This is a genomic window from Aeromonas sp. ANP5 (assembly GCF_963870295.1).
Classification (GTDB): domain Bacteria; phylum Pseudomonadota; class Gammaproteobacteria; order Enterobacterales; family Aeromonadaceae; genus Aeromonas; species Aeromonas veronii.
The window spans coordinates 19,107-42,996 of sequence record NZ_CAWMRY010000034.1 but is presented as its reverse complement, the minus strand read 5'-3'; the positions used below and the strand labels follow the sequence as shown (position 1 = coordinate 42,996).

At 57.9% G+C, this 23,890-nt stretch carries 19 protein-coding genes; 10 read left to right on the top strand and 9 right to left on the bottom strand.

Going from position 1 to position 23,890, the window contains the following annotated elements; genetic code table 11:
- Window positions 1–77 precede the first annotated feature (77 nt).
- Entirely contained in the window at window positions 78–1,631 is a 1,554-nt protein-coding gene (locus AACT07_RS17465) for a methyl-accepting chemotaxis protein (protein WP_005361477.1), read from the bottom strand.
- 324 nt (window positions 1,632–1,955) lie between these two features.
- The gene (locus tag AACT07_RS17460; protein ID WP_069529176.1) at window positions 1,956–3,026 is read right to left on the bottom strand and encodes a permease; all 1,071 of its coding nucleotides are present in this window, start codon (window positions 3,024–3,026) and stop codon (window positions 1,956–1,958) included.
- A 106-nt stretch (window positions 3,027–3,132) separates the two neighbouring features.
- On the opposite strand from AACT07_RS17460, the gene AACT07_RS17455 reads away from it, so the two are divergent.
- Window positions 3,133–3,459: an ArsR/SmtB family transcription factor gene (locus AACT07_RS17455; protein WP_005344826.1), complete on the top strand. Its 327-nt coding sequence runs from the start codon at window positions 3,133–3,135 to the stop codon at window positions 3,457–3,459.
- 88 nt (window positions 3,460–3,547) lie between these two features.
- Here the strand turns inward: AACT07_RS17455 and AACT07_RS17450 are convergent, their stop codons facing one another.
- Window positions 3,548–4,930 carry an amino acid permease gene (locus AACT07_RS17450; protein WP_005333893.1) on the bottom strand — a complete coding sequence of 461 codons (1,383 nt, stop codon included), beginning with the start codon at window positions 4,928–4,930 and terminating at the stop codon, window positions 3,548–3,550.
- A 386-nt stretch (window positions 4,931–5,316) separates the two neighbouring features.
- Between AACT07_RS17450 and AACT07_RS17445 the strand changes: the two genes are divergently transcribed.
- Window positions 5,317–5,613 (top strand): hypothetical protein, encoded by a 297-nt coding sequence (locus AACT07_RS17445; protein ID WP_253182276.1) that lies wholly within the window; start codon window positions 5,317–5,319, stop codon window positions 5,611–5,613.
- Window positions 5,614–5,852: 239 nt separating this feature from the next.
- On the opposite strand, the gene ppsR is transcribed toward AACT07_RS17445, so the two are convergent.
- Window positions 5,853–6,665: a posphoenolpyruvate synthetase regulatory kinase/phosphorylase PpsR gene (gene ppsR / locus AACT07_RS17440; RefSeq protein WP_069529175.1), complete on the bottom strand. Its 813-nt coding sequence runs from the start codon at window positions 6,663–6,665 to the stop codon at window positions 5,853–5,855.
- Window positions 6,666–7,012: 347 nt separating this feature from the next.
- Here ppsR and ppsA point away from each other — a divergent pair, with 347 nt between their 5' ends.
- Window positions 7,013–9,385, top strand: a complete 2,373-nt coding sequence (gene ppsA, locus AACT07_RS17435; RefSeq protein ID WP_069529173.1) for a phosphoenolpyruvate synthase — start codon at window positions 7,013–7,015, stop codon at window positions 9,383–9,385.
- 67 nt (window positions 9,386–9,452) lie between these two features.
- Here the strand turns inward: ppsA and AACT07_RS17430 are convergent, their stop codons facing one another.
- Complete coding sequence (locus AACT07_RS17430) at window positions 9,453–9,911, bottom strand: serine protease chaperone (protein ID WP_058056145.1); 459 nt, start codon at window positions 9,909–9,911, stop codon at window positions 9,453–9,455.
- Window positions 9,912–9,929: 18 nt separating this feature from the next.
- Window positions 9,930–11,804, bottom strand: coding sequence for a serine protease Asp (gene asp, locus AACT07_RS17425; RefSeq protein WP_069529171.1), 1,875 nt, complete (start codon window positions 11,802–11,804; stop codon window positions 9,930–9,932).
- A 603-nt stretch (window positions 11,805–12,407) separates the two neighbouring features.
- Here asp and AACT07_RS17420 point away from each other — a divergent pair.
- Window positions 12,408–13,193, top strand: coding sequence for a MetQ/NlpA family ABC transporter substrate-binding protein (locus AACT07_RS17420; RefSeq protein WP_069529193.1), 786 nt, complete (start codon window positions 12,408–12,410; stop codon window positions 13,191–13,193).
- Window positions 13,194–13,277: 84 nt separating this feature from the next.
- Here AACT07_RS17420 and AACT07_RS17415 read toward each other — a convergent pair whose 3' ends face one another.
- Complete coding sequence (locus tag AACT07_RS17415; RefSeq protein WP_069529169.1) at window positions 13,278–15,128, bottom strand: DUF3413 domain-containing protein; 1,851 nt, start codon at window positions 15,126–15,128, stop codon at window positions 13,278–13,280.
- A gap of 47 nt (window positions 15,129–15,175) precedes the next feature.
- A complete protein-coding gene (locus tag AACT07_RS17410) occupies window positions 15,176–15,403 on the bottom strand; it encodes a YejL family protein (RefSeq protein WP_005333874.1) in 228 nt (75 codons plus the stop codon).
- A 73-nt stretch (window positions 15,404–15,476) separates the two neighbouring features.
- Here AACT07_RS17410 and yejK point away from each other — a divergent pair, with 73 nt between their 5' ends.
- From yejK to AACT07_RS17385, 5 genes are all read left to right on the top strand, one after another.
- Window positions 15,477–16,526 carry a nucleoid-associated protein YejK gene (yejK, locus tag AACT07_RS17405; protein ID WP_069529167.1) on the top strand — a complete coding sequence of 350 codons (1,050 nt, stop codon included), beginning with the start codon at window positions 15,477–15,479 and terminating at the stop codon, window positions 16,524–16,526.
- 408 nt (window positions 16,527–16,934) lie between these two features.
- Window positions 16,935–18,116: a maltose/maltodextrin ABC transporter substrate-binding protein MalE gene (malE, locus tag AACT07_RS17400; RefSeq protein ID WP_005333871.1), complete on the top strand. Its 1,182-nt coding sequence runs from the start codon at window positions 16,935–16,937 to the stop codon at window positions 18,114–18,116.
- 75 nt (window positions 18,117–18,191) lie between these two features.
- A complete protein-coding gene (gene malF / locus AACT07_RS17395; RefSeq protein ID WP_042053124.1) occupies window positions 18,192–19,844 on the top strand; it encodes a maltose ABC transporter permease MalF in 1,653 nt (550 codons plus the stop codon).
- 12 nt (window positions 19,845–19,856) lie between these two features.
- Complete coding sequence (gene malG / locus AACT07_RS17390) at window positions 19,857–20,747, top strand: maltose ABC transporter permease MalG (protein ID WP_005333868.1); 891 nt, start codon at window positions 19,857–19,859, stop codon at window positions 20,745–20,747.
- Between the two features lie 68 nt (window positions 20,748–20,815).
- Window positions 20,816–21,952 carry an ABC transporter ATP-binding protein gene (locus tag AACT07_RS17385; protein ID WP_005333867.1) on the top strand — a complete coding sequence of 379 codons (1,137 nt, stop codon included), beginning with the start codon at window positions 20,816–20,818 and terminating at the stop codon, window positions 21,950–21,952.
- A 112-nt stretch (window positions 21,953–22,064) separates the two neighbouring features.
- On the opposite strand, the gene ppk2 is transcribed toward AACT07_RS17385, so the two are convergent.
- Window positions 22,065–22,880, bottom strand: coding sequence for a polyphosphate kinase 2 (gene ppk2, locus AACT07_RS17380; RefSeq protein WP_069529166.1), 816 nt, complete (start codon window positions 22,878–22,880; stop codon window positions 22,065–22,067).
- Between the two features lie 128 nt (window positions 22,881–23,008).
- Here ppk2 and AACT07_RS17375 point away from each other — a divergent pair, with 128 nt between their 5' ends.
- Window positions 23,009–23,809, top strand: a complete 801-nt coding sequence (locus AACT07_RS17375) for an alpha/beta fold hydrolase (protein ID WP_069529164.1) — start codon at window positions 23,009–23,011, stop codon at window positions 23,807–23,809.
- Window positions 23,810–23,890: the final 81 nt, after the last annotated feature.

Sequence of the window (23,890 nt, the reverse complement as noted above, 5' to 3'; positions counted from 1 at the left end):
TAGGGGCAACAGTTAAGCCTTATAAACAACAGGGCCACCCAGACGGGTGGCCCTTTTTATATGTCATCTGATTGCTGCTATCCAAACGTCCGGCTTAAGTCCTTGAGCTGGCTCGCTTTGCTCTGCAAGTTGGCACTGGTTTCACTCACCTGATCGATTTTGAGACTGTTATCGTGAGAGAGCGAGGATATCTGATTGATATTGCGACTGATCTCCTCGATGACTGCTTGTTGCTCGGTGGCTGCTGCGGTGATCTGGTTGGAAAAATCAGAGACCTTGTCTATCTCGACCACAACCTGATTCAGGTTGCCGGTGCTTGCCCGGGTGGTGGCGAGGCAGGCGTTGGTTCTGGTCACATTGAGATGCATCATCTCTTTCCATCCCCCCAGGGTTTGCTGGATATGGCCAATGCTGTTCTGGATCTGCTCTGTTGCCTTGTGGGTTCTGGTCGACAGGCTGCGAACCTCGTCCGCCACCACTGCAAAGCCACGCCCCTGATCGCCTGCCCGTGCGGCTTCGATGGAGGCATTGAGCGCCAGCAGGTTGGTTTGATCTGCAATGCCGCGAATTTCGCTCATGATGGTGCCGATCCGCTCGGATTCGCTCGCCAGTTCGACGGCTGACTGAAAGGCTTGCTCCGCTTGAGTAGCAAGCGCCGACATCTCTTCTCCTGCTTCCGAAAGCTGGGTGCTGGTGGTGATGCAGTGGCTACGGGCCTCTTCAATCTGGCTGTTGCTGTCTTGAATATTGCGGTTGATCTCCTCGGCGGCCGAAGCCATCTGGGTGACGGCGGTGGCAATCTGCTGGATCTGCGTGTCTTGCGAAGAGATATCCTGGCTGGCCAGCGAGGCGGAGCCGCGCAGGTCATTGGCCATGGCATTGAGCGACGCGGTGGTGTCATCCACCCGGCCGAGTACGGTACGGATCTTCGCTTGCCCGAGCTTGATATGGAAATCGGCAATGCTGTGGGGGGCATCCCCCGAGAAGATAAGGCGGCTGATGCTGTCGTAATCCTGCTCGAGCTGCTGCAAGAATCGCGGTGTGAGGAAGAGAGGGTGGCGATTGAACCAGATGGCTGCCAAGAGAGGAATGATGACCCAGAGCGCCTGCAGCGGTGAGAGCAGCCAGAGCGCGCTGATCACGCTGACGAGCAGCAGAGGTATGGTCATCATGGCCGGTGTGAGTTGACGCAGGCCCATGTGAATGGCAGAGCCGGTTTCACGGGCTTTAAGGGTTTTGTACATCTTGCTGGCACGCGCTTTGTGCTCTGCGGCTGGACGGCAGCGGACGGATTGGTAACCCACCATCTTGCCATCTTCATAAATCGGGGTGACATAGGCATCAACCCAATAATAGCGACCATCTTTGCAGCGATTTTTTACCATGCCTCGCCATGGTTTGCCTGCCTGCAGGTGGGCCCAGAGATCGGCAAACGCTGCCTTGGGCATGTCGGGGTGGCGCACCAGATTGTGATGCTGCCCCAACATCTCTTCCAGGCGATAGCCTGCCACCTGACAAAACGCCGGATTGGCGTAGGTGATGTCCCCTTTGAGGTCGGTCGTCGATACCAACTGGATATCGTCGGCAAATTCAACCTCGGTATCTGTGGTGTGAAGCGAGCTGGTTACCATGATCAGGCTCCGGTTTCGGCGTAACGGAATACTTCGTTTGAGTATGGCAGAGGATGTTCATTTATTGTGTTGTTGCACATTAACTCTTGTGCTACTGCGTGGGGACGGGATGGGTCTCACATTTTTACAGCACAGTTCGGCGAGGGGAGGCAGGCCAAGTCACATGGCCCGGAGAGCAGCAAACCCCTCATCCTTTGGCTGTCTCAAATTGATTGCCGTACGGAATAGACAAACGCCGATCATCCGATCGGCGTTTGTCTAGGGTAAGCCTGATGGTTTCACACTCGGCTGCTTTGGCATTTTGCCTGTTTAAAGATGGGCGACTTAAAACAGCAGTTGCGTCAGGTAGCCCATCAGGATCGCCATGCCGAGTATCACGGTAAGGAAGGCCGCAATCATCGGGGTTCTGAACATCGATTTGAGCAGGATCACCTCGGTCAGGCTGGCACCGGCACTGCCGATGATCAGCGCCATGACGGCGCCCATTCCCATCCCTTTACCCAGTAGTACCGACGCCAGCGGGATCACGGCTTCGGCGCGGATGTAGAGCGGGATCCCGACGATGGCGCTGAAGGGGATGGCCAGCGGGTTGTCGGCGCCAGCATGGGCGGCGATCCACTCGGCCGGAATAAAACCGTAAATAAACGAGCCGATGAGCACCCCCAGCAGCAGGAAGGGCAATACCGCTTTGAACTGCTGCCAGGCATCGATGCGAGCTTTGACCCAGGCGGTGGGGAGCTGTGGCGCACTGGCTAGGGTTGCAGTGCCATCGCTGCAGCAGGAGAGGGCGGCCTGCTCTGCCATCTCTGGTTGCGGAGCCGGGCAGCACGCTGCCCCGTTGAGGGGGTTGATTGCGCGAATGGCACTGCGTTGGTTGTCACTGCAATGTGCTTGAGTGGTGGCGCGGGTTGCCGGGCCACAGCCGCTACCGCAAGAGGGGGTGGCCTCTTTGGGGTCGATGACATGGCGCTCGAACCCCAATCTGTCGAGCAGCATGCTCGCCATGACGGAGACGCTGGCGGCGATCACGGCGTAGAGCAGGGTCACTTTCCAGCCAAAGGTGGCCCACATCAAGCCGACGATGATGGGGTTCAGCAGTGGCGAGATAAACAGGAAGGTGAGGGTGGGGCCAAAGCCAGCCTTGGCCGAGAGCAATCCTCTCAGCATGGGGATGGTGGAGCAGCTGCAAAAGGGGGTGACGGCACCGAGCAGGGCCGAGAGCAGATAGCCCTTGCCATGGCGCGCCCCCAGCATCCGTTGGATCTTCTCGTCGGGGATCTTCTGGCGGATCAGGCTGACCCCGGCGCTAATGACCAGAAACAGCACCGACAGCTCGACAGCCAGAAACAGGAACATCTGGGCTGCATCGGTCAGCATGGTTAACCACTCATTCATTGTCGTATCCTCACTTGGTTTCTATATTTCCAAAATAATCGAAATGAATGGCCGGTCAAGATATTTCTGGTATTATCGAAATATCAAATTTGTAGAGGGCGCAGAGATGCAACTGGAAGAGGTCGCCAAGGCATTGAAAGAGCTGGGTCATCCGACCCGGCTGTTTATCTTCAAGCATCTGGTCAAGGCGGGAGAGCAGGGGCTGCCGGTGGGTGAGCTGCAAAAGCAGCTGGCGATCCCCGCTTCCACCCTTAGCCACCATATCGCGGCGCTGGTCTCGGTGGGGCTGGTGAAGCAAAACCGGGAGAGTCGCACCCTGCTTTGCGTCTCTCAATACGCGGTGTTGGAGGAGATCATCGCCTTTTTCCGCGATGAGTGTTGCGTCAACAGCCCGGAGCATCGGCAAGATCAAAGGCAAGAGCTGCCTTCCTGAGGGCTACGGCTGCTAATAGTGCTGCGCGCAATAAAAAAACGCCGATCATCCGATCGGCGTTTTGCATTGTTTTTCTCAGCTGCGGGTATTAACCCAGATTGGCTGCAACCTTGCTTTGGGCCTGTCCCTTGCGCTTGATGACAAAGCCGATACCCAGCACGACCAGCCATGCCGGGATCAGTTCGACCGAGATGCGGAAATCGGGGGTCATATACATGATCACCAGAATACCGGCCATGAACGCGAGGCAGAGATAGTTGCCGAAGGGGTACCAGAACGCCTTGAACTTGGGCTGGACACCCTCTGCGACCTTGGCCTTGCGGAACTTGAGGTGCGCGAGGCTGATCATCGCCCAGTTGATCACCAGTGCGGAGACCACCAGCGCCATCAGCAGGCCGAACGCCTTGCCCGGCATCAGGTAGTTGATCAGCACGCAGAGCAGGGTGGCGATGGCTGAGACCGAGAGGGCAACCAGCGGCACGCCGCTCTTGTTGGTCTTGAGCAGGGCTTTCGGGCCGTTGCCCTGTTTGGCCAGACCGAACAGCATCCGGCTGTTGCAGTAGACGCAGCTGTTGTAGACCGACAGTGCCGCCGTCAGTACCACGATGTTGAGTACGGTGGCGACCAGATTGCTGTCCAGAGCGTGGAAAATCATCACGAACGGGCTGCCGCCTTCCACCACTTTACCCCAAGGGTAGAGGGACATCAGGATAGCCAGAGCACCGATGTAGAAGATGAGGATGCGGTAGATCACCTGATTGGTGGCCTTGGGAATGCTCTTCTCGGGGTTGTCCGCTTCGGCGGCGGTAATGCCCACCAGCTCCAGGCCGCCAAAGGAGAACATGATCACCGCCATCGCCATCACCAGACCGCTGATGCCGTTGGGGAAGAAACCGCCCTGAGCCCACAGGTTGGTGACGCTTGCCTCGGGTCCGCCGGCACCGGAGATGAGCAGATAGCCGCCAAAGCCAATCATGCCGATGATGGCAACCACCTTGATGATGGCGAACCAGAACTCCATTTCGCCAAACGCTTTGACGTTGGAGAGGTTGATGGCGTTGATCAGCACGAAGAAGAAGGCTGCCGACATCCAGGTCGGGATCTCGGGCCACCAGTACTGGACATAGATGCCCACCGCGGTCAGCTCGGCCATGCTCACCAGCACGTAGAGCACCCAGTAGTTCCAGCCGGACGCAAAACCGGCAAACTCGCCCCAGTATTTGTAGGCAAAGTGGCTGAATGAACCGGCTACCGGCTCTTCCACCACCATTTCACCGAGCTGGCGCATGATCAGGAAGGCGATAAAGCCGCCGATGGCATAACCCAGCAGGACTGAGGGGCCTGCCATCTTGATGGTTTGGGCAATGCCCAGAAAGAGGCCGGTGCCGATGGCGCCGCCCAAAGCAATCAACTGAATGTGGCGGTTTTTAAGGCCGCGCTTCAGCTCCTCACCGTCTTGTTTCAAATCCATGGGTCTGTCCTTACGTCTCTGTTGTCTCTTGTCGGTGTTGGGCTCATCCTGAGCAGGCCGCAGTGCGTAGCCAAAACCTGACGAAAGCTGTATTTATTTCGTTACACCATGCCATTTGCAATTTTTAGTGTTGGCTGGCAACCGAAGCAGAATAGTGATAATCCGCCATGAATGCACCTTTTTTCCATCTCTAATGGCCGTGTTTTGTACCAAAGGCAGCTTTTTCATGATCTGAAGAGGCTTCTTGGTAGTTTTTGGTTAATGTTTGTGCAATCGAATTCTGTTTGATTGACATTTTGTCTTGTTGGTGTGCTTTTGTGGTGCCAAGCCACAAATGGATGCAAATGATGCCAAACAAGCGAGAGTACAGGGAAGAGTGCAGGGAGTTGGAGTACAGAAAGTGCGAAAGCGTGCTGCAACAAGGGGTTGCCCGGAGTGTGCTGGTGGCGCTCTGGTTAGGGATTGCCGCCAGTCCGCTGTTGTTGCTGGTGGCCGCCACCATGCTGCTGGGCTGGCTCTCGCTCGGTGATCAGGGATTGCTGCACTACTGGCAGTCGCTGCTGCTGGTTGGCGGGGTGACGGGGGCGCTCGTTGGCGGCTGGCTGGAGGAGCGGGTTCGCCTGCGCCACGGTTTGCTGGCCTTCTATGCCCGGTTGATGAACAACCCTGAGCTCAATCGTTAGTGAACGCAGGCTGTTTGCCGAGCGCAGCAGAACGGAATCGAATAGCGGCTAACTGGCAGCAGGTGACAAGGGCACAACGCCAAGGTCGACAAGAAGAGGGATAAGCATTTGTGGTGATTATCCCTTTTTTATCCACGCTTTTCACTGTCATCTATGTGAATTGCAGTTCGCCACAGCTGACTTTCGCCGCGACACTGTAATTTTTATCTTTTGTTGATGCCGATAGCTGTCAAGCTGGCTTAACAGAGCTGGCGGCGCAGACCGGTCGCCTCGAGGACCTTGGCGCTGATCTCCTCCACCGAGTGGGAGCTGGTATCCAGGAAGCGGATCGCCTCCTGGCGAAACAGTCGCTCCACGCAGGCCAGCTCCTGCTCGCACTGTTCGATGGAGGAGTAGCGGCTGTTGGCACGGCGCTGGTTACGGATCTCGTGCAGCCGCTGCGGCGCTATGGTGAGGCCAAACAGCTTGTGACGGTTGGCCTTGAGGGGGGCGGGCAGCTCCAGCATCCCCATGTCCTGCTCGATAAAGGGGTAGTTGGCGGCGCGAATGCCGAACTGCAGCGCCAGATAAAGGCTGGTGGGGGTCTTGCCGCAGCGGGAGACCCCGATCAGGATGATGTCCGCCTCATCGTACTCCTTGGTGGTGATGCCATCGTCGTTGGCAAGTGCGAAGTTGACCGCCTCGATGCGATCGTCATAGAGCTTGCGGTTCTCCATGCCGTGGGTGCGGTGGAGGCGGGGCTCGGCTTTGACCCCCAGCTCCTGCTCCAGCGGGCTGACGAAGGTGTTGAGAAAGTCGTGGCCGCACGCCTCCGATTTCAGTACCTCGTCCCGTACCAGCGGGTCGACAATGGTGTGAAACAGGATGGGGCGTACCCCGGTCTGGCGAAACTGCTCGTCGATCCGCATCCGTACCTGACGGGCTTTCTCCAGTGTCTCCACAAAGGGGATAGTGATCTGTTCGAAGGCCAGCGGAAACTGGCTCAGTACCGCGTGGCCGAACACTTCGGCGGTGATGGCGGTGCCGTCTGAAACATAAAATACGGTGTGCACGTAGGGCTCCTGTGATACCGCGGGTGGGGTCGCATGGGGTAAGGGGTGAGAAGTATCTCCCGAAACCATACCAGTTTTGTCAACCGGTCTGCTGTGCCCAAGTTGTGAAGTGGCTTGCAAACCTGAATCGTTATCTTTTTGTGTCGCCATTGTAGAATGTTCCGGTCATTCGACCATCCCCACCTCTTGCTCGGGGATTTTTTTGAAAACCAATAGAAAACGTTTTCATGGTCATTGGCAACAAAAGAAACAGACAATAACGCACCTGACTTACCCATAACCTCATCGATTAAACCGGGCGCACGAGGTGCTATGGCATCGGTGCCCACCAACCTGGAGACATCCAAGTGCAACAGTACGTGCTCTGGTACGAACAACTCGGAATGCAGGACGTAGAACGAGTTGGCGGCAAGAACGCATCCCTTGGCGAGATGATCAGCAACCTCTCTGGCGCCGGCGTATCCGTGCCGGGGGGCTTTGCCACCACCGCCTTTGCGTTTAACGAGTTTCTGGAGTCAAGCGGCCTCAACGGCAAGATCCACCATCTGCTCGACAATCTCGACGTGGACGATATCGCCGCCCTCAACCGGGCCGGTCAGCAGATCCGCGACTGGGTGATAGAAGCGCCGTTCCAGCCCGAGCTGGAGCAGGCTATCCGGGTTGCCTATGAAAAGTTGAGTGCCGGTGTCGAGGCCTCGTTTGCGGTGCGCTCCTCCGCCACCGCCGAGGATATGCCGGACGCCTCCTTTGCCGGTCAGCAGGAGACCTTCCTCAACGTACGTGGCATCGATGCCGTCATGACGGCGGTCAAGCATGTGTTTGCTTCCCTGTTCAACGATCGCGCCATCTCCTATCGGGTGCATCAGGGCTACGACCACAAGGGTGTTGCCCTCTCGGCCGGGGTGCAGCGGATGGTGCGCTCGGATCTCGCCGCCTCCGGCGTCATGTTTACCCTGGATACCGAGTCCGGTTTCAACGACGTGGTCTTTATCACCGGCGCCCATGGTCTTGGCGAGATGGTGGTGCAGGGGGCGGTCAACCCGGACGAGTTCTATGTGCACAAGCCGACCCTCAAGGGGGGGCGCCCGGCGGTGGTGCGCAAGACCCTCGGCTCCAAGCTTATCAAGATGACCTACTCGGACGATGCCGGTCACGGCCGTCAGGTGAAGATTGTCGACACCAACGAAGCCGAGCGTAGCCGCTTCTGTATCACCGATGAGGAGGTGATGGCGCTGGCGAAACAGGCCCTCATCATCGAGCAGCACTATGGCCGCCCGATGGATATCGAGTGGGCCAAGGATGGTCAGGATGGCCAGCTCTATATCGTGCAGGCGCGCCCGGAAACCGTGCGCAGCCGCCAGGAGGCCAACACCCTCGAGCGGTTTGCCCTCAAGCAAGCGGGCAAGGTGCTGATCGAGGGGAGGGCCATCGGCCACAAGATTGGCGCGGGCCCGGCGCGGGTCATCTCCTCCATCAGCCAGATGGACGAAGTGCAACCCGGCGATGTGCTGGTCACCGACATGACCGACCCGGACTGGGAGCCCATCATGAAGCGGGCCTCCGCCATCGTCACCAACCGGGGCGGCCGCACCTGTCACGCCGCCATTATCGCCCGCGAGCTGGGCATTCCGGCAGTGGTGGGCTGTGGCAACGCTACCGATCATATTCAGCCGGGCCAGCGGATCACCGTCTCCTGCGCGGAAGGGGATACCGGTTTTATCTATGACGGCGAGCTGGACTTCGACGTGGCGGTGACCGAGGTGGGCAATATGCCGCGCCTGCCCATCAAGATCATGATGAACGTCGGCAACCCGGACCGCGCTTTCGACTTTGCCCAGTTGCCCAATGCTGGGGTGGGGCTGGCACGCCTTGAATTCATCATCAACCGGATGATCGGCGTGCACCCCAAGGCGCTGCTGGAGTTTGACCAGCAAACCCCAGAGCTCAAGGCCACCATCGGCAAGATGGTCGCCGGTTACGACAGCCCGCGTGAGTTCTACGTGGCCAAGCTGACCGAGGGGATCGCCACTCTGGGCGCTGCGTTCTGGCCGGAGCGGGTGATCGTGCGGATGTCGGACTTCAAGTCCAACGAGTACGCCAATCTGGTGGGCGGTCGTGGCTACGAGCCCCACGAGGAGAACCCGATGATCGGTTTTCGTGGCGCATCTCGCTACATCGCCGACAGCTTCCGCCCCTGTTTTGCCCTCGAGTGCGAGGCGATCAAGCGGGTGCGCGATGTGATGGGGCTGACCAACGTCGAGGTGATGATCCCCTTCGTGCGCACCGTGGGCGAGGCGGAGCAGGTGATCGACATCCTGGCCGAGAACGGTCTGCGCCGTGGCGAGCGGGGGCTCAAGGTGATCATGATGTGCGAGATCCCGAGCAATGCCCTCTTGGCAGACAAGTTCCTCGAGCACGTGGATGGCTTCTCCATCGGCTCCAATGACATGACCCAGCTCACCCTTGGGCTGGATCGGGACTCGGGGCTGATTGCCCACCTGTTCGACGAGCGCAACGAGGCGGTCAAGGCACTGCTGGCGATGGCGATCCAGGCTGCGCGCAAGGCGGGCAAGTACGTGGGGATCTGCGGTCAGGGCCCATCTGATCATCCGGACTTTGCCGCCTGGCTGGTGGAGCAGGGGATCGATTCGGTGTCGCTCAACCCCGATACCGTGGTTGATACCTGGCTCTATCTGGCGGAGCAGCATGGCGCCAAGTAAGTCACTGTCAAAATAAGCAGCAGAAAGGGGGCCATGATGGCCCCCTTTGTTATCTGTTTGTCGCGGCCTATTTCGGCTGCTGTTCGGCCCCCGACAGCTCGATCTGCACATTCACCCCTTCGCTCTTGAGCTTGGTGGCGATGGCGTTGAGATCGGTGCCCGGTTTGGCCTCCAGCAGGGCGATACCACCACTGCTCTGTTTGAAGTTCAGGCCGTGGCGAGTCGCCAGCGCCTTGGCGCTGGCATCGTCAGCTTCCACCAGCAGAGTGCCGCTTACAGTCAGCTCCGGGCTGGCGGCCCCTTGCATCAACACGTCACCGCGGCGCAGGGTCTGTTGCGGGACCTTGCTGTCAAGGCTGCGGGCGACCCGCTTCTTGCTGCCGTTGTCAGGAATGAGGTAGGTCTGGCCGTTCACCTCTATGGTGCTGTACTGCTTGCCATCCATGGTGACGGACTCCTGGGCGCAGAGCTGTCCCGAGAGGGGGGCCAGCAGGGTTGCCAGAAGCAAGGTAACAGGTTTGTTCATGGTAATACTCCTAGCGTGTTAGCTGCGGTTGGCATCGTGACCCAGGACCCGCAGGGACCATGAGATCAGCTTGCCCGGTTGGCGATTGTTGCGCTCGGTCAGGGTGGTACGCTCACGGGTCTCGCGATTGAGCAGAGAGACCTGACGGGTACCGTTGGCAACATCGGTTACTTCCAGTCGCCATGTGCCTTGCGCCGATTCGCCGTAGAACTTGTTGGACAGCATCCGCATGTCGCGCAATCCCTTGGTTCGCACAAAGCCCAGTTGCTGCTGGTCGAGAGATTGGCCGACCAGGCTGTTGAAGGGGCTCAGCAGGATGCTGCGGGTGCCGGCGGGGGAGACCAGTTCGATCAGCAGATCGGGCAGACGCTGGTGATCCAGGCTCACCATCACCTGAACCGCTTCCACCGTCAACGGTGTGGCGATGCGGGTTGTTGAGCTGGTCGGGCTGTTGCCCACATCCGCAATGGCAGCGGCACTGCCGCTGACATTGATCTTCTGCCACGGCAGTTGCACCAGCGGGGGCAGGGGCTGGTGATTGGCTGCCAGCTCAAGGGCCTTGTTGACGTCGATCAGACCAAAACCGTAAGTCGGGCTGAACCACATGCCAGCGGCATTGCGCTCCCACCCTTCCAGCCCTTTCACATCACGCACCTTGCCGGTGCTGCTGGTGTAGCTGACCATCACAGGTTTCTGTGTGGCATCGACCCGGGTTGCGCTGCGCGCCAGCAGATCCCGCAGGTCACGTACCGACAGATCCGGGTAGGCGGACATCAGCAGCGCCATGGCGCCGGAGGTGCTGGGGGTGGCGGAGGAGGTGCCGTTCATCACACCGTTGTAGTCGCAGCTGGCATCCAGTTGCGGGTTGCCGTGCAGCCGGTTGGTGCTGGGATCATCGGTGCGGTTGTAACCCATGTCGCAGCCGGGCAGATCCGTGGTCACCATCGCCGGAGCGTCGGTACCGTACTCGCCGCCGGTCGCGCTCAGGAAGATGTTGCTGCCGACGCTGGAGTAGGAGGATCTGACGCCATCGGCGTTGAGCGCGCTCACCACCAGGTTCCAGAAGTTGCTGTTGGAGGGATCGAGGTTGCTGTTTTCAAACGGCAATTTAGGACCATTGCCGGTGCGGTTAAGCACATAGCCGCCCGCCGCTATCTTGTTGAAGCCGTTGCCAGCGGCCTTGATATAGGCCGCGCCCTGCGCCTTGAGGGTTTGCTGTTCAAACAGACGATCAAGCTGGGATTGATCCAGAGAGTTGGCTGAGCGGGGATCCACCACACTCATGCCGTAGCTCTGGTTGAACACCCGATTGTCGCGGCTGGCATCGCTGTCGCCAAGGGCGTAGAGCCAATCTTTCTGCAACTGCTGGCTGTTGTCATCCAGCAGGTTGAACCCCTGCAGCTGGGCTCGCGGGGCAATTCCCTTGGTACCGATGGCGTTATCTACCGCCGCAATAATGCCGGAGACCGATGTGCCGTGGGCCGTATCCGGATCGGTCGGTGTCGGGTCATCGCTGCCGGTCACCACGTTTTTCGAACCCGGACGCACGTTCTCCGCCAGATCCGGGTGGGCGATGGCCAGACCATCATCCACCACGGCCACATTGACTCCCTGGCCCAGCACGCCGGTGCGATGAGCCCACCAGAGGTTGAGGTCATTGCTCGCTATACCGCCACGGGCGCTGAACCCATCCTGGCCGCTGTTGAGCAGATACCACTGCTGCTCCTGCAGGGGATTGGCACCTGGCAGGCAGCGCTCAGTGCTGCTGCGTCCGATATCCATGCCGCTCTCCTTGCCGGTGAGCGGCGCACAATCTTCATTTGCCTGAACGAGCGCACTGGGCAGGGTCGACAGCAGTGCTGTGATCGCCAGTGCTAACGATGTTTGCTTCATTATTTTTTTAACTCCATCTTGGATCGCACCATCCTGAGTGCGACGGAAATCTATACACGGGTGGTAGGGGTTCAAAAAGAGCCATTTTCAAAAAACGCAATGAGGTTCAAAGAAATCCGATCTGGTTTATGGTAGGTATTCCAATGACGCTGGTTATGTGTTTTATTGAGAATGGTTCTCACCGCTCGCTACTGATCTTTTTATCTGTAATTCACTCCTCTCGCGACTCTCCTTCGCCGCAGCCGTCTCGATTCGGGGCAATCCCGAGGGGAGCTCGTGCGCTCTTGAACGTGAGTGGCATGGTTGTATGTGCCAACGTGAGTGCAGCTATGCATTCGGGGGTGACAGCAAGGGTGATGAGGTGGAACCAGCGGTTTATTGCTTGGCGGCGGTGGATGGCTCTGTTATGGTAATTGAAATAGCCGTTTGGATGGCTAGATTGCTGTGGTTTGAGGGGCCTAATCTCTGAGAGCCACCCCGCCGCAGTCCCATAGCTTGATGCGTACCTGACAGGGAGTCCCTATGCCGTTTCGTTCCTTCTTATCTTCTCCTTTGACTGCTTCCTTGCGCGCCAATGCTGGCGCCAGCACCTTTATTGCCGCGATGGCGGTCGGGAGCCTCTCTTTTTCCGCGGTTGCCGCCGATGCGTCCTTGCCGACCAAACAGGAGATCGTGATTGGTACCACGGTGGGGGATTTTGCCGACATGGTAACCGATTCCATCAAGCCGCAGCTGGAGGCCAAGGGGTACAAAGTCAAGCTGGTGGAGTTCACCGACTATGTGACCCCCAATATTGCTCTGGCTGACGGATCACTGGATGTGAACTGCTTCCAGCACAAACCTTATCTGGAGAGTTTTGCCAAAGATCGCGGCTTGTCGCTGGCACCCATTACCCAGGTGCCAACTGGCCCGATGGGGCTCTACTCCGGCAAGCTGGCGGCACTCGACAAGGTGAAAGAGGGGAGCACGGTGGCCATCCCCAACGATCCCACCAATCAGGCGCGGGCGCTCTTGATGCTGCAGGATCTTGGTTGGCTCACTCTCAAGGAGGGGATAAACCCGCTCAAGGCGAGCGAGTTTGATGTGGTGGACAATCCGCACAATCTCAAGCTGGTGTTGCTGGAAGCCGCGCAGTTGCCCCGCTCGCGGGAGGATGTGGACTTCTCGGTGATCAACGGTAATTTTGCAGCCTCCAGCGGTATCCCGTTCAGTGAAGGACTGTTTCTGGAGCGCAGCTACGATTTCATCAACTGGGTGGTGGTGAAAAGCGCAGATGCGGATCAGCCGTTTGCCAAAGATGTGGCGGCAGCCTACAACTCGGCGGCTTTCAAAGCCTATGCAGCAAAGCGTTTTGTCGGCTACAAGTACCCGCAAGGGTGGGGTGGCTAACAGTCGTGAACGTGGCCCGGCTATACAACGAAAAACGCCCCGAATTCGGGGCGTTTTTATGGTATCAAGCCATCAACGGGCGCTTCACTGGTTGCGATAGAAGCGGTTCAGCTCGTTCATCACCTGGATCATGGCGCCCATATCCGGGGTGCCGTGCTTGATCGGGCGATAGCTGTTGCGTTCCAGCAGTTCGAAGTCACCCTGCTTGTTGAAGTGGGTGATGGTGTCCCCTTCATAGATGGCGAAGTCGTTCTGATCCCCGGCCAGCAGCCAGTTGCGCGGGCTGGTATCAAACAGCGAGCGGCCAACGCTGTAATCGCGCGCCGGATTGCGTACGCCCAGCATCCCCTGCATCAGGGTCGGCGCCAGATCGAAATGGCTGCTTGCTTGTTCCCGAACGTCACTGCTGCGCCCCGGCCAGGCCAGTACCAGCGGTACCTGCACCTGATAGGGTGAGTAGTTGCTGCCTGCGCCCCAGCTGTTGCTGCGGGTGTCGTTGAACTCCTGACCGTGGTTGGAGGTGATGACGACGATGGTGTTGCTGTCCATCCCCTGCGACTGCAATTTGGTCAGCATCTGCTCAAGCAACTGGTCGGTATAGAAGACCGAGTTCTTGTAGCGGTTTTCCAGTTTTTGCAGGTTCTCCGCCCGATAGGCGGTCGCCGGATTGAAGTTGGCAAGCTCCGGTTGGAACGGCCCCTTCATGGTGGCGGGTAACTGGTAGTCGCCGGGGCTCGAGAGATAGACCAGCGAGAACCAGGGGCGCTCGGGAGAGCGCTTCTCCAGCCACTGTTGCCAGTCGGTCAGCAGCTTGCCATCGTCACTCTGTTCGGAGACAAACACCTGTTTGCGCAGACCGGCGAGGATGCTCTTGCGATACTTCTGGGCATCTTCCATCGCGCCGAACAGCCCGAACTGGTAATCCTGGCGCAGCATCTCGTCGAACAGCACCGGCGGACGCTTGTCGCTGCTGATGTCCTTGTAGTAGTGGCCGGGCAACCCGTAGAAGAGGCTGAACATGCCCATCAGGTCGTCGTTGCCGCCACTCAGGTGATTGCGGAACGTCAGATGCTGATCCGCATAGCGCTGCAGATTGGGCATGTTGATGTTGTTGAGCATGTCAAAACGCAATGAGTCGACCACCACAATCAGCAGATTGTTGTGAGTCAGGGGGGCGTTGACGTTGAGCGGGCGCAGCGGATAGTGCATCCGGCTGTCGCTGTTATCACCCTGGGAGGCCGCCTGCTTCTCGTACTGATCCAGATCCAGCCAGCCATGTTTGGCCAGGAAGGAGCGGGCCGTCATGGGGTAGGAGAGGGGGAAGTTGGCTCTCTGCATGGTGATCGGCTGATAGAGGGTCGCATCCGCCCAGCTGTTGACCACGTGGGTCAGAATAAAGCAGATCAGCAGGGCCAGCCCCACCTGATTGCCGTACTGGCGGCGCTTGCGCTTGTTGATCTTGCGCCAGACATAGGCCGACAGCAGCAGTTGCAGCAGGAAGATGGTGGGCACGGCAACGAAGATGATGCTCCAGATTGAGCCCTCTTCGGTCTGCGCCTGATCCAGCAGCAACTGCCATACCTGACTGTTGAGGTGGAACTTGAACAGCCGGAATACCTGGGTGTCGATCAGCAGCAGCACCAGCGCCAGGGTGGCGATGATGGCCGAGATGAACCGCAACGACTTCTCCTTGGGCAGCACGAAGCTGAGCGGGAAGATCGTCAACAGGTAGGTGACAAAACTCAGAAACGAGAAGTGGCCAATCCAGCTTACAACGAGATAGATCACGCCAAGCGTGGTCGATGGCCAGCTGATGGCACCCAGATAACGGGTGGCGATGAGCATGGCCAGAATAATGTTGAAGAAGGAGAACCAATGCCCCCAGGTGATCAGGCGAGAGACATTATCACGATAGGGGTTACCGGTTTCGACCATAGTGATCCATCTGCGTTGAGAAACGTCAAATCAACAGAGTCGGGGACTCAGTGTGCGTCGTGGCGATTATCGACCGATGCGGTCAGGGCCTGGACAAACTTTTCAGTGATGGCCTGGCGCTGGGCCGGTGCCATACCGTTGATGATATTGGTGGTCAGATTGCCAAGCACCATAAGGCTGAGATCCACCGGCGCTTTATGCTTTTCCAGCGCGGTGATCAGGTCGTTCATCAGGGCGTCAAATTGCTCGTTATTGTACTTTGATACGATAGGCATAATCTTCAGTTCATCTCGGTTCAAAGCGCCTTATAATACTTCACCCTTTCGGCTAACACTATGGCTTTGTGACATGAGTCTCGATATCGACAAGATCATTCTTCACTCCTTGCGCCAGGGCGGCGATGGTCAACCCCACGCCGATACCCGCAGCCAGACCCTGCCCCCTGATGAGGCGGTACAGGGACTGATGGCGGAACTGCATCGGATCTACAACGGCAAGGGCGGCAAGGGCTTTGGCTTCTTTGCTGACCCCGAGGCCTCCGTCGCCGAGCTGGCTGACGGCATCGATGCTCCCAAGCAGCCTTCACCCGCGTTTCGTATCGCCCTCGAACAGCTGCTCGCCGAGCAGACCGAATTCGTTCCCTTCTCGGTCACTGTGACCCAGATGCTGGTCAAGCAGCTGGTGGAGCACGCCCTCGATGAGCAGGGGGTGCTGCTGTTTGCCAAATATAACTACGTCGGGGTCGATTATCTGCTGATTGCCCTGCTGGAGGGCAAGGAGAGCGTCACCGTCAGCGAAGCGCTGGAATTGCGCCATATCCAGTATCTGGATATCGGCAAACTCAATCTGGTGGCCCGCATTGATTTGACCGAATGGAAAACCCAACCGGATTCGCGCCGCTATATCACCTTCAGCAAGGGGCGCATTGGTCGCAAACTGGGCGACTTCTTTATGGATCTGCTGGGTGCCCGCGAGGGTATGGATGCCAAGGTACAAAATAAAGGCTTGCTGCAGGCGGTAGAAGATTATTGCGACAGTCGTCAGCTTGAACCGACCGAGCGCAATGACTATAAAAAGCAGGTCTTCAAATATTGCACCGAACAGGCGAGCGCCGGTGAAGAGATCGAAATCAAGGAGTTGTCTGCAGAATTGCCCGGCGACGGTGACCTCGATTTTTACAGCTTTATCGGTCAGGAGTATGAGCTGGAAGAGCGTTTCCCGGCGGATCGCTCTACCTTGCGTGGTTTGACCAAGTTTGTCGGCTCCGGCGGCGGTCTGACTCTGAGCTTTGAGCAGAAGCTGTTGAACAGCCGGATCTTTTACGACCCTCAGACCGACACCCTGACCATCAAGGGTGTGCCGCCCAATCTTAAGGATCAGCTGCTGCGCCAGTCGTAGTCATGCTCCCGAGTGTGATCAACTCGTCATTTCTGGCAAAAAGAGACTCCGCCCCGGCGGGGTCTCTTTTTTTATCGCGCTCGGGCAGACCTCGAAACTGGCGCGGTACTTTGTTAACAAATCAAACAAAATAAACCACCTGAAAGGGTTTTCATTGAGGTGAAAACCCTTTCATTCATGAAATTTTATTTCATTTTGGTAATTATTATTCTGTGGTTGTCTGGAATTAAGCCGATAAATGGCCGTAATTCCCTGAAATAAGAAAATGTTTTCAAAACTTTCTGGAAGGAAATACGTAATTGCATTTCAAAAATGCGAGTTGCGTCATGTGAGCCGTTTGCCGCTTGGGATAATATTCATCTCGCACACAATGCTCTTACAGCGCGGAACTAATACAAGGAAAGGCTCATGAAAAAGAAATTGCTGTCATCCCTGATCGGTCTGGCCACTCTTGGCGTCGCTTGCTCTGCTACTGCTGCCATCGATGAAGGCCAGCTGACCATCTGGATCAACGGTGACAAGGGATACAACGGTCTGGCTGAAGTGGGTAAGAAGTTTGAAGCAGAAACCGGCATCAAGGTTACTGTGGCTCACCCGGATCAGGTTGAAGTGAAATTCCAGCAAGCCGCCGCCACTGGCAACGGCCCGGACATCTTCTTCTGGGCTCACGACCGTTACGGTGAGTGGGTCAAAGCCGGTTTGCTGGTTCCGGTAACGCCGAACGCTGCCACCAAAGGCAAATTTGAACAGCTGGCATGGGATGCCATGACTGTTGATGGCAAAACCTATGGCTACCCGGTTGCCATGGAAGCTGTCAGCCTGATCTATAACAAAGACCTGCTGCCCGAGCCGCCGAAAACCTTCGAAGAGATCGCCAAGATTGACGAGACTCTGAAGAAAAATGGCAAGCGCGCCATCATGTGGGCTTATGACACCCCGTACTTCAGCTATCCGCTGGTGGCTGCCAACGGTGGTTACGCCTTCAAGAAAACCGCTACCGGTTATGATGTCAAAGATACCGGCGTGAACAACGCAGGTGCCAAGATGGGCGTGGGCTACATCTCCGAGATGATCAAGTCCGGTCACCTTGAAAAAGGCATCGACTACGGTGTGATGGACGCCAAGTTCAACAAGGGCGAAGTGGCCATGATGATCAATGGTCCCTGGGCCTGGAGCAACCTGGACAAGAGCGGCATCAAGTACGGCGTAGCGCCGCTGCCGACCCTGAACGGCAAGCCGGCCAAAGCCTTCGTTGGCGTACTGGGTGCCACCATCAACGCTGCCAGCCCGAACAAGGATCTGGCTATCGAGTTCCTGGAAAACTACCTGCTGACCGATGCCGGTCTGGCGCCGGTTAACGCCGACAAGCCGCTGGGTGCCGTTGCGCTGAAATCCTTCCAGAAGACCCTGGAATCCGATCCGCACATCAAGGCCACCATGCTGAACGCCCAGGCTGGCGAGCCGATGCCATCCGTTCCCGAGATGAGCCGTTTCTGGTCTTCCTTCGAAACTGCCCTCAAGAACGTGACCTCCGGTCGTCAGGGTGTTGACGAAGCGCTGGATACCGCTGCCAAGCGTATCGTTCAGTAAGCACGCACTACCCGGGAGGCCGTCATGGCCTCCCACTCTCTCAAATCTCTCTTGGCGTTATAAAGGTTAATTGGCATGGAAGTAGTACCTTCTGTTGAGTCCTATGCCGGTCCGAAGGATAAGCACACCTGGCTTAAGTGGACCATAGCGGCCCTGGTTGCCATCCTCAACGGCTACGCAGCCGTGATGATGTACGCCAGTGGCGAGTGGGTATTCGCGCTGCTGGATCTGGTGGTGGTTTCCGTCGGTCTGTATGTCTTCATGAACAAGAAGACCTATGCCCATCGCTACATCTTTCCGGGTGTTGCGGGCATGGTTGTGTTTATCATCTTCCCTCTTGCCTACACCATTGGCATTGCCTTCACCAACTATTCGGGGTCCAACTTGCTCTCCGTGGAGCAGGCGCGGGACTACCACCTGAAGAAAACCTACAAGGTGGCGGGCGGTGAATTCGATTTTACCCTGCTGGGTGGCGACAACGGCCAGTTCCAGCTGCTGCTGACACAGGATGATCAATCCTTTATCAGCCAACCTGTTTCCCTGATGACCAACAAGGCCCGTGAGCTGGCGTCCCGCGAGGGCCGTGTGCAGAACACCCAGCAAGTGGTCGAGCTGCAGCCCTTCACCGGCGAAGCTGCCAGCAAGGCCGCACCGATCCGCGCCATTGTTGAGCATCGTACTCACCTGAGTGACCTTGATCTGGTGCTGCCGGATGGCGGTACCCACCTGACCCTGAGCAGCCTGCGCAAGTTTGCCGCCCAGAAGCAGCAATACATCCGCTTGGTTGATGGTATCAAGCTCGAATCCGGCGTGGTGATCAAAGACAGCAACTTGCTGCGTGATACCCAGAATGGCGAGCTGATGCTGCCCAATGGTGAGACCGGCTTCTATCAGTACATCGACGAACAGGGTCAGTTTGTCGGCAAGGGTATTGCTCCGGGCTTTGTGGTGAGCGTCGGTTGGAAGAACTTCGCGCGCATCGTCACCGATCCGGGCATCCAGTCACCCTTCCTGCAGATCTTCATCTGGACCGTGATCTTCTCAACCTGCTCCGTCGCTTTCACCCTGGCTATCGGCATGGTGCTGGCCTGTCTGGTGCAGTGGGAAGAGCTCAAGGGGCGTGGTTTCTATCGAGTCATGCTGATCCTGCCCTATGCGATTCCGGCGTTTATCTCCATCCTGGTGTTCAAGGGGTTGTTCAACCAGAACTTCGGTGAGATCAACATGTTCCTGGAAGCGGCGTTTGGCATCAAGCCGGACTGGTATACCAACCCCTTCCTGGCCAAGGTGATGATCCTGATTGTCAACACCTGGCTCGGCTACCCCTACATGATGATCCTCTGCATGGGCCTGCTCAAAGCCATTCCGGAAGATCTCTATGAAGCGTCCGCCATGGACGGTGCCGGCCCGGTACAGAACTTCTTCAAGATCACCGTGCCGCTGCTGATGAAGCCGCTGACACCCCTGTTGATTGCCTCGTTCGCCTTCAACTTCAACAACTTCGTGCTTATCCAGTTGTTGACCAACGGTGCGCCCGACATCATCGGCGCCAGCACTCCGGCCGGTACCACCGACTTGCTGGTGAGTTATACCTACCGGATTGCGTTCCAGGGATCGGGTGGTCAGGACTACGGTCTGGCCAGTGCCATCGCCACAGCCATCTTCCTCATCGTAGGTGCGCTGGCGCTGCTCAACCTGAAATTGTCCAAAGCCGACAAGCAGCTGTAAGGAGGCTTCAACATGGCAATCGTACAACCCAAATCAGTTAAATACCGGGTGTGGGCAACCCACCTGGTCATGTGGGGCTTCCTGGCGTTGATCATCTTCCCGTTGATCATGGTTATCGCCATCTCGTTCCGTAACGGTAACTTCGCGGTAGGGGAGATCATCCCCTCCAATCCGACGCTGGATCACTGGAAGCTGGCGCTGGGCATGTCCATCACCAACGCCGACGGCAGCATCACGCCGCCGCCGTTCCCGGTGCTGACCTGGTTGTGGAACTCCATCAAGATCGCCGGCATCACTGCCCTGATGATCGTGACGCTCTCCACCACCTGTGCTTACGCCTTTGCCCGCCTGCGTTTTCGTGGCAAGTCCACCATCCTGCAGGGCATGCTGATTTTCCAGATGTTCCCGGCGGTGTTGGCGCTGGTAGCCATCTACGCGCTCTTTAACAAGATTGGTGACTACATCCCTTGGCTCGGTCTCAACACCCACGGTGGCCTGATCCTGGCGTACATGGGGGGGATTGCCCTGCACGTCTGGACCATCAAGGGCTACTTCGAGACCATCGACTCCTCCCTGGAGGAGGCGGCGGCCATCGACGGTGCGACCCCGTGGCAGGCATTCCGTCTGATCCTGTTGCCCCTGTCGGTGCCCATCCTGGCGGTAGTGTTTATTCTGGCCTTTATCGGTTCCATTACCGAGGTGCCCATGGCCTCCATCCTGCTGCAGGATGTGAACAATCTGACCCTGGCGGTCGGGGCCCAGCAGTACCTCTATCCGCAGAACTATCTGTGGGGTGATTTCGCGGCGGCCGCAGTGCTCTCCGGTTTCCCCATCACTGTGGTCTTCCTGTTGGCACAGCGCTGGTTGGTTGGCGGTCTGACTGCTGGTGGTGTGAAAGGTTAAGTTTATGGCCGGGGGAGCTGACTCCCCCCGCTATCACGATTTGCAAAGATTCAAGAGCGGAGCTCGTCATGGCTGAAGTAGTACTCAACAACGTTCGCAAAAATTACGATCCGGCTGTTCACAAGGACACCCTGCGCAATATCAACCTCTCCATCAAGGAGGGCGAATTCATCGTCTTCGTCGGCCCGTCCGGCTGCGGTAAATCCACCCTGCTGCGGATGATCGCGGGTCTGGAAGACATCACCAGCGGTGAGCTGACCATCGGCGGTCGCTACATGAACGACGTACCGCCTGTAGAGCGCAACGTCGGCATGGTGTTCCAGTCCTACGCCCTCTATCCCCACATGAACATCTACGAGAACATGGCCTTTGGTCTGAAGCTCAAGAAAATGGACAAGGAGAACATCCACAAGCGGGTGATGCGCGCCGCCGAGATCCTGGGTCTTGAGCCGCTGCTGGACAGAAAGCCCAAGGCGCTCTCCGGTGGTCAGCGTCAGCGGGTCGCCATCGGTCGCTCCATCGTGCAGCAGCCGCAGGTGTTCCTGTTTGACGAACCGCTCTCCAACCTGGATGCCGCGCTGCGGGTCAAGATGCGGATCGAGATCGCCAAGCTGCACAAGGAGCTTAACTCCACCATCATCTACGTGACTCACGATCAGGTGGAAGCGATGACCCTGGCCGACAAGATTGTGGTGCTGAGCCCGCTCAAGGCCGAAGCTGCCACCAACCTGGAACAGTTCGGTTCACCGCTGGATCTCTACCACAACCCGGACAACAAGTTCGTGGCGGGCTTTATCGGCTCTCCCAAGATGAACTTCCTGGCGGGCGAGTTGCTGGAGATTGGCGAGCAGGAGTGCCTGGTCAAGTTGACCTCTGGCGATACCGTGCGTGCCCGGGTCGATGCCCGCAGTGGCGCTGTGGGTGACAAGGTGGAGCTGGGCATTCGCCCCGAGCACCTGATGCCGCTGGATCACCCCCATGCGCACAGCAAGGTGAGTGGGATCGTGCAGGTGGCCGAGCACCTGGGCGCCGAGTCCTTCGTTTATATGGATGTGGATGGTCACGACTTTACCGTCAAGGCCACCTCGGATGTGGATGTGGCGACCGGTCAGACCTACAGCGTGGGTATCCCGGCCGAAGCCTGCTACCTGTTCGATGCCAAGGAGCAGGCGTTCCCCCGTACCGCCAAATATATCCGTACCTGATTTTTTGTTGTGCCGGTTTTCCTTTCTTAATAATCAATGCCTTTTTGCCGGTCGTCAGACCGGCTTTTTATTGCCTGCGATTTGAACATGCAGATAGGCAAGGTAACCCGGTTCAAGCCTCGAGTTCGGCGGTAATATCGGGCACAAAGGTCTGGCTGGCCAGCGGCGGGCGCTCATACCCTTCGGTCTTGATGGGGGGAAGCTTGATAGGCTCGTAGTGGATCGCCTCGTAGGGCACCTTGCTCAGCAGATGGGCGATGCAGTTGAGGCGGGCACGGCGTTTGTCATCTGCCTCCACCACGAACCAGGGGCAATCCTCGGTGTCGGTGTAGGTGAACATGTCATCCTTGGCGCGGGAGTATTCCACCCAGCGCGAGCGGGACTGCAAATCCATCGGGCTGAACTTCCAGCGCTTGATGGGGGTGTTGATCCGCTCTTTAAAGCGCTTCTCCTGCTCCTCGTCACTGACCGAGAACCAGTATTTGATCACCGTGATGCCGGAGCGGATCAGCATCCGCTCAAACTCGGGGCAGGCGCGCAGAAACTCGCGATACTCGGCGTCGCTGCAAAATCCCATCACCCGCTCGACTCCGGCCCGGTTGTACCAGGATCGGTCAAACAGCACCATCTCGCCAGCGGCGGGCAGGTGGGCCACATAACGCTGAAAGTACCACTGGGAGCGCTCTCGATCGGAGGGGGCGGGCAGCGCCGTGACCCGGCAGACCCGGGGGTTGAGCGGCTCGGTGATCGCCTTGATGACGCCCCCTTTACCCGCGGCGTCCCGTCCTTCGAACAGTACCACTACCTTTAACCCCTCCTGCTTGACCCACTCCTGCAGCTTGACCAGCTCCTCCTGCAGATGGGCAAGGTGGTGCTCGTAGCACTTCTTGTCCAGACGTGGCCGCTTCTTGCTCTTCTCCTTCGCCATGGGCTTCTCCTTTTGGCATCCTTTCATGGGTGACTTCTTTGAGTCACTGTCAGCTTGCACCAGGGAGGCGTCACCTGCCAAGGGGGACGTGATACACTGCCCGCCCATCGCTGGCAACAGGAGATAACATGAAGCATTTTATGGAGATAGCGGGCCGCCGGATGGCCTATCTGGATGAAGGGCAAGGGCCGGTACTGCTGTTTGGCCACAGCTATCTGTGGGACAGCGCCATGTGGGCGCCGCAAATCGAGGCGCTCAAGGGCAGCTATCGCTGCATCGTTCCCGAGCTGTGGGGCCACGGCGATTCCGACCTGCTCCCCGAAGGTGGCTGCACCCTGGCGACTCTGGCGCGGGATCACCTGGCGCTGCTCGATGCCCTCGGCATTGAGGAGTTCGTGTTGGTGGGCCTCTCCATCGGCGGTATGTGGGGTGTGGAGCTGGCGCGCATGGTGCCAAACCGCCTTAAGGGTCTGGTGCTGATGGATAGTTTTGTCGGCCTGGAACCGCAGATCACCTGCGAGCGCTACCTCGGCATGCTGGCGATGATCGAGCAGCTCGGCACCGTGCCGGCGCCCATCATCGAACAGGTGGCGCCTATCTTCTTTGCGAACCAGCCCGATGCCGACTTGCAGGCCGATTTCAAGGCGCGTCTGGCCGCTTGGCCAAACGAGAAGATCGCCGCCATGGTGGCGGTGGGCCGCAGCTTTGTGACCCGCGAAGATCGTATCGAGTGGCTGGAGGAGATCACCACTCCCGCACTGGTGATGACCGGCTGCGAGGACAAGGCCCGTCCGGTGCTGGAGGGCTATCTGATGGCCGAGGTGCTGGGTTGCCCGTTCAGGGAGATCCCGATGGCTGGCCACATCTCGTCGCTGGAAAATCCGGCCTTCGTCAATCAGCAGCTGGCCGATTTTCTGGCGACGCTGTAAGCTTGAATAGGCAGCCTGATGATGGCCGTGAAAAAGGGAGCCGAGGGCTCCCTTTTGTTTGGTTGTGTCTCACGGTTCAAG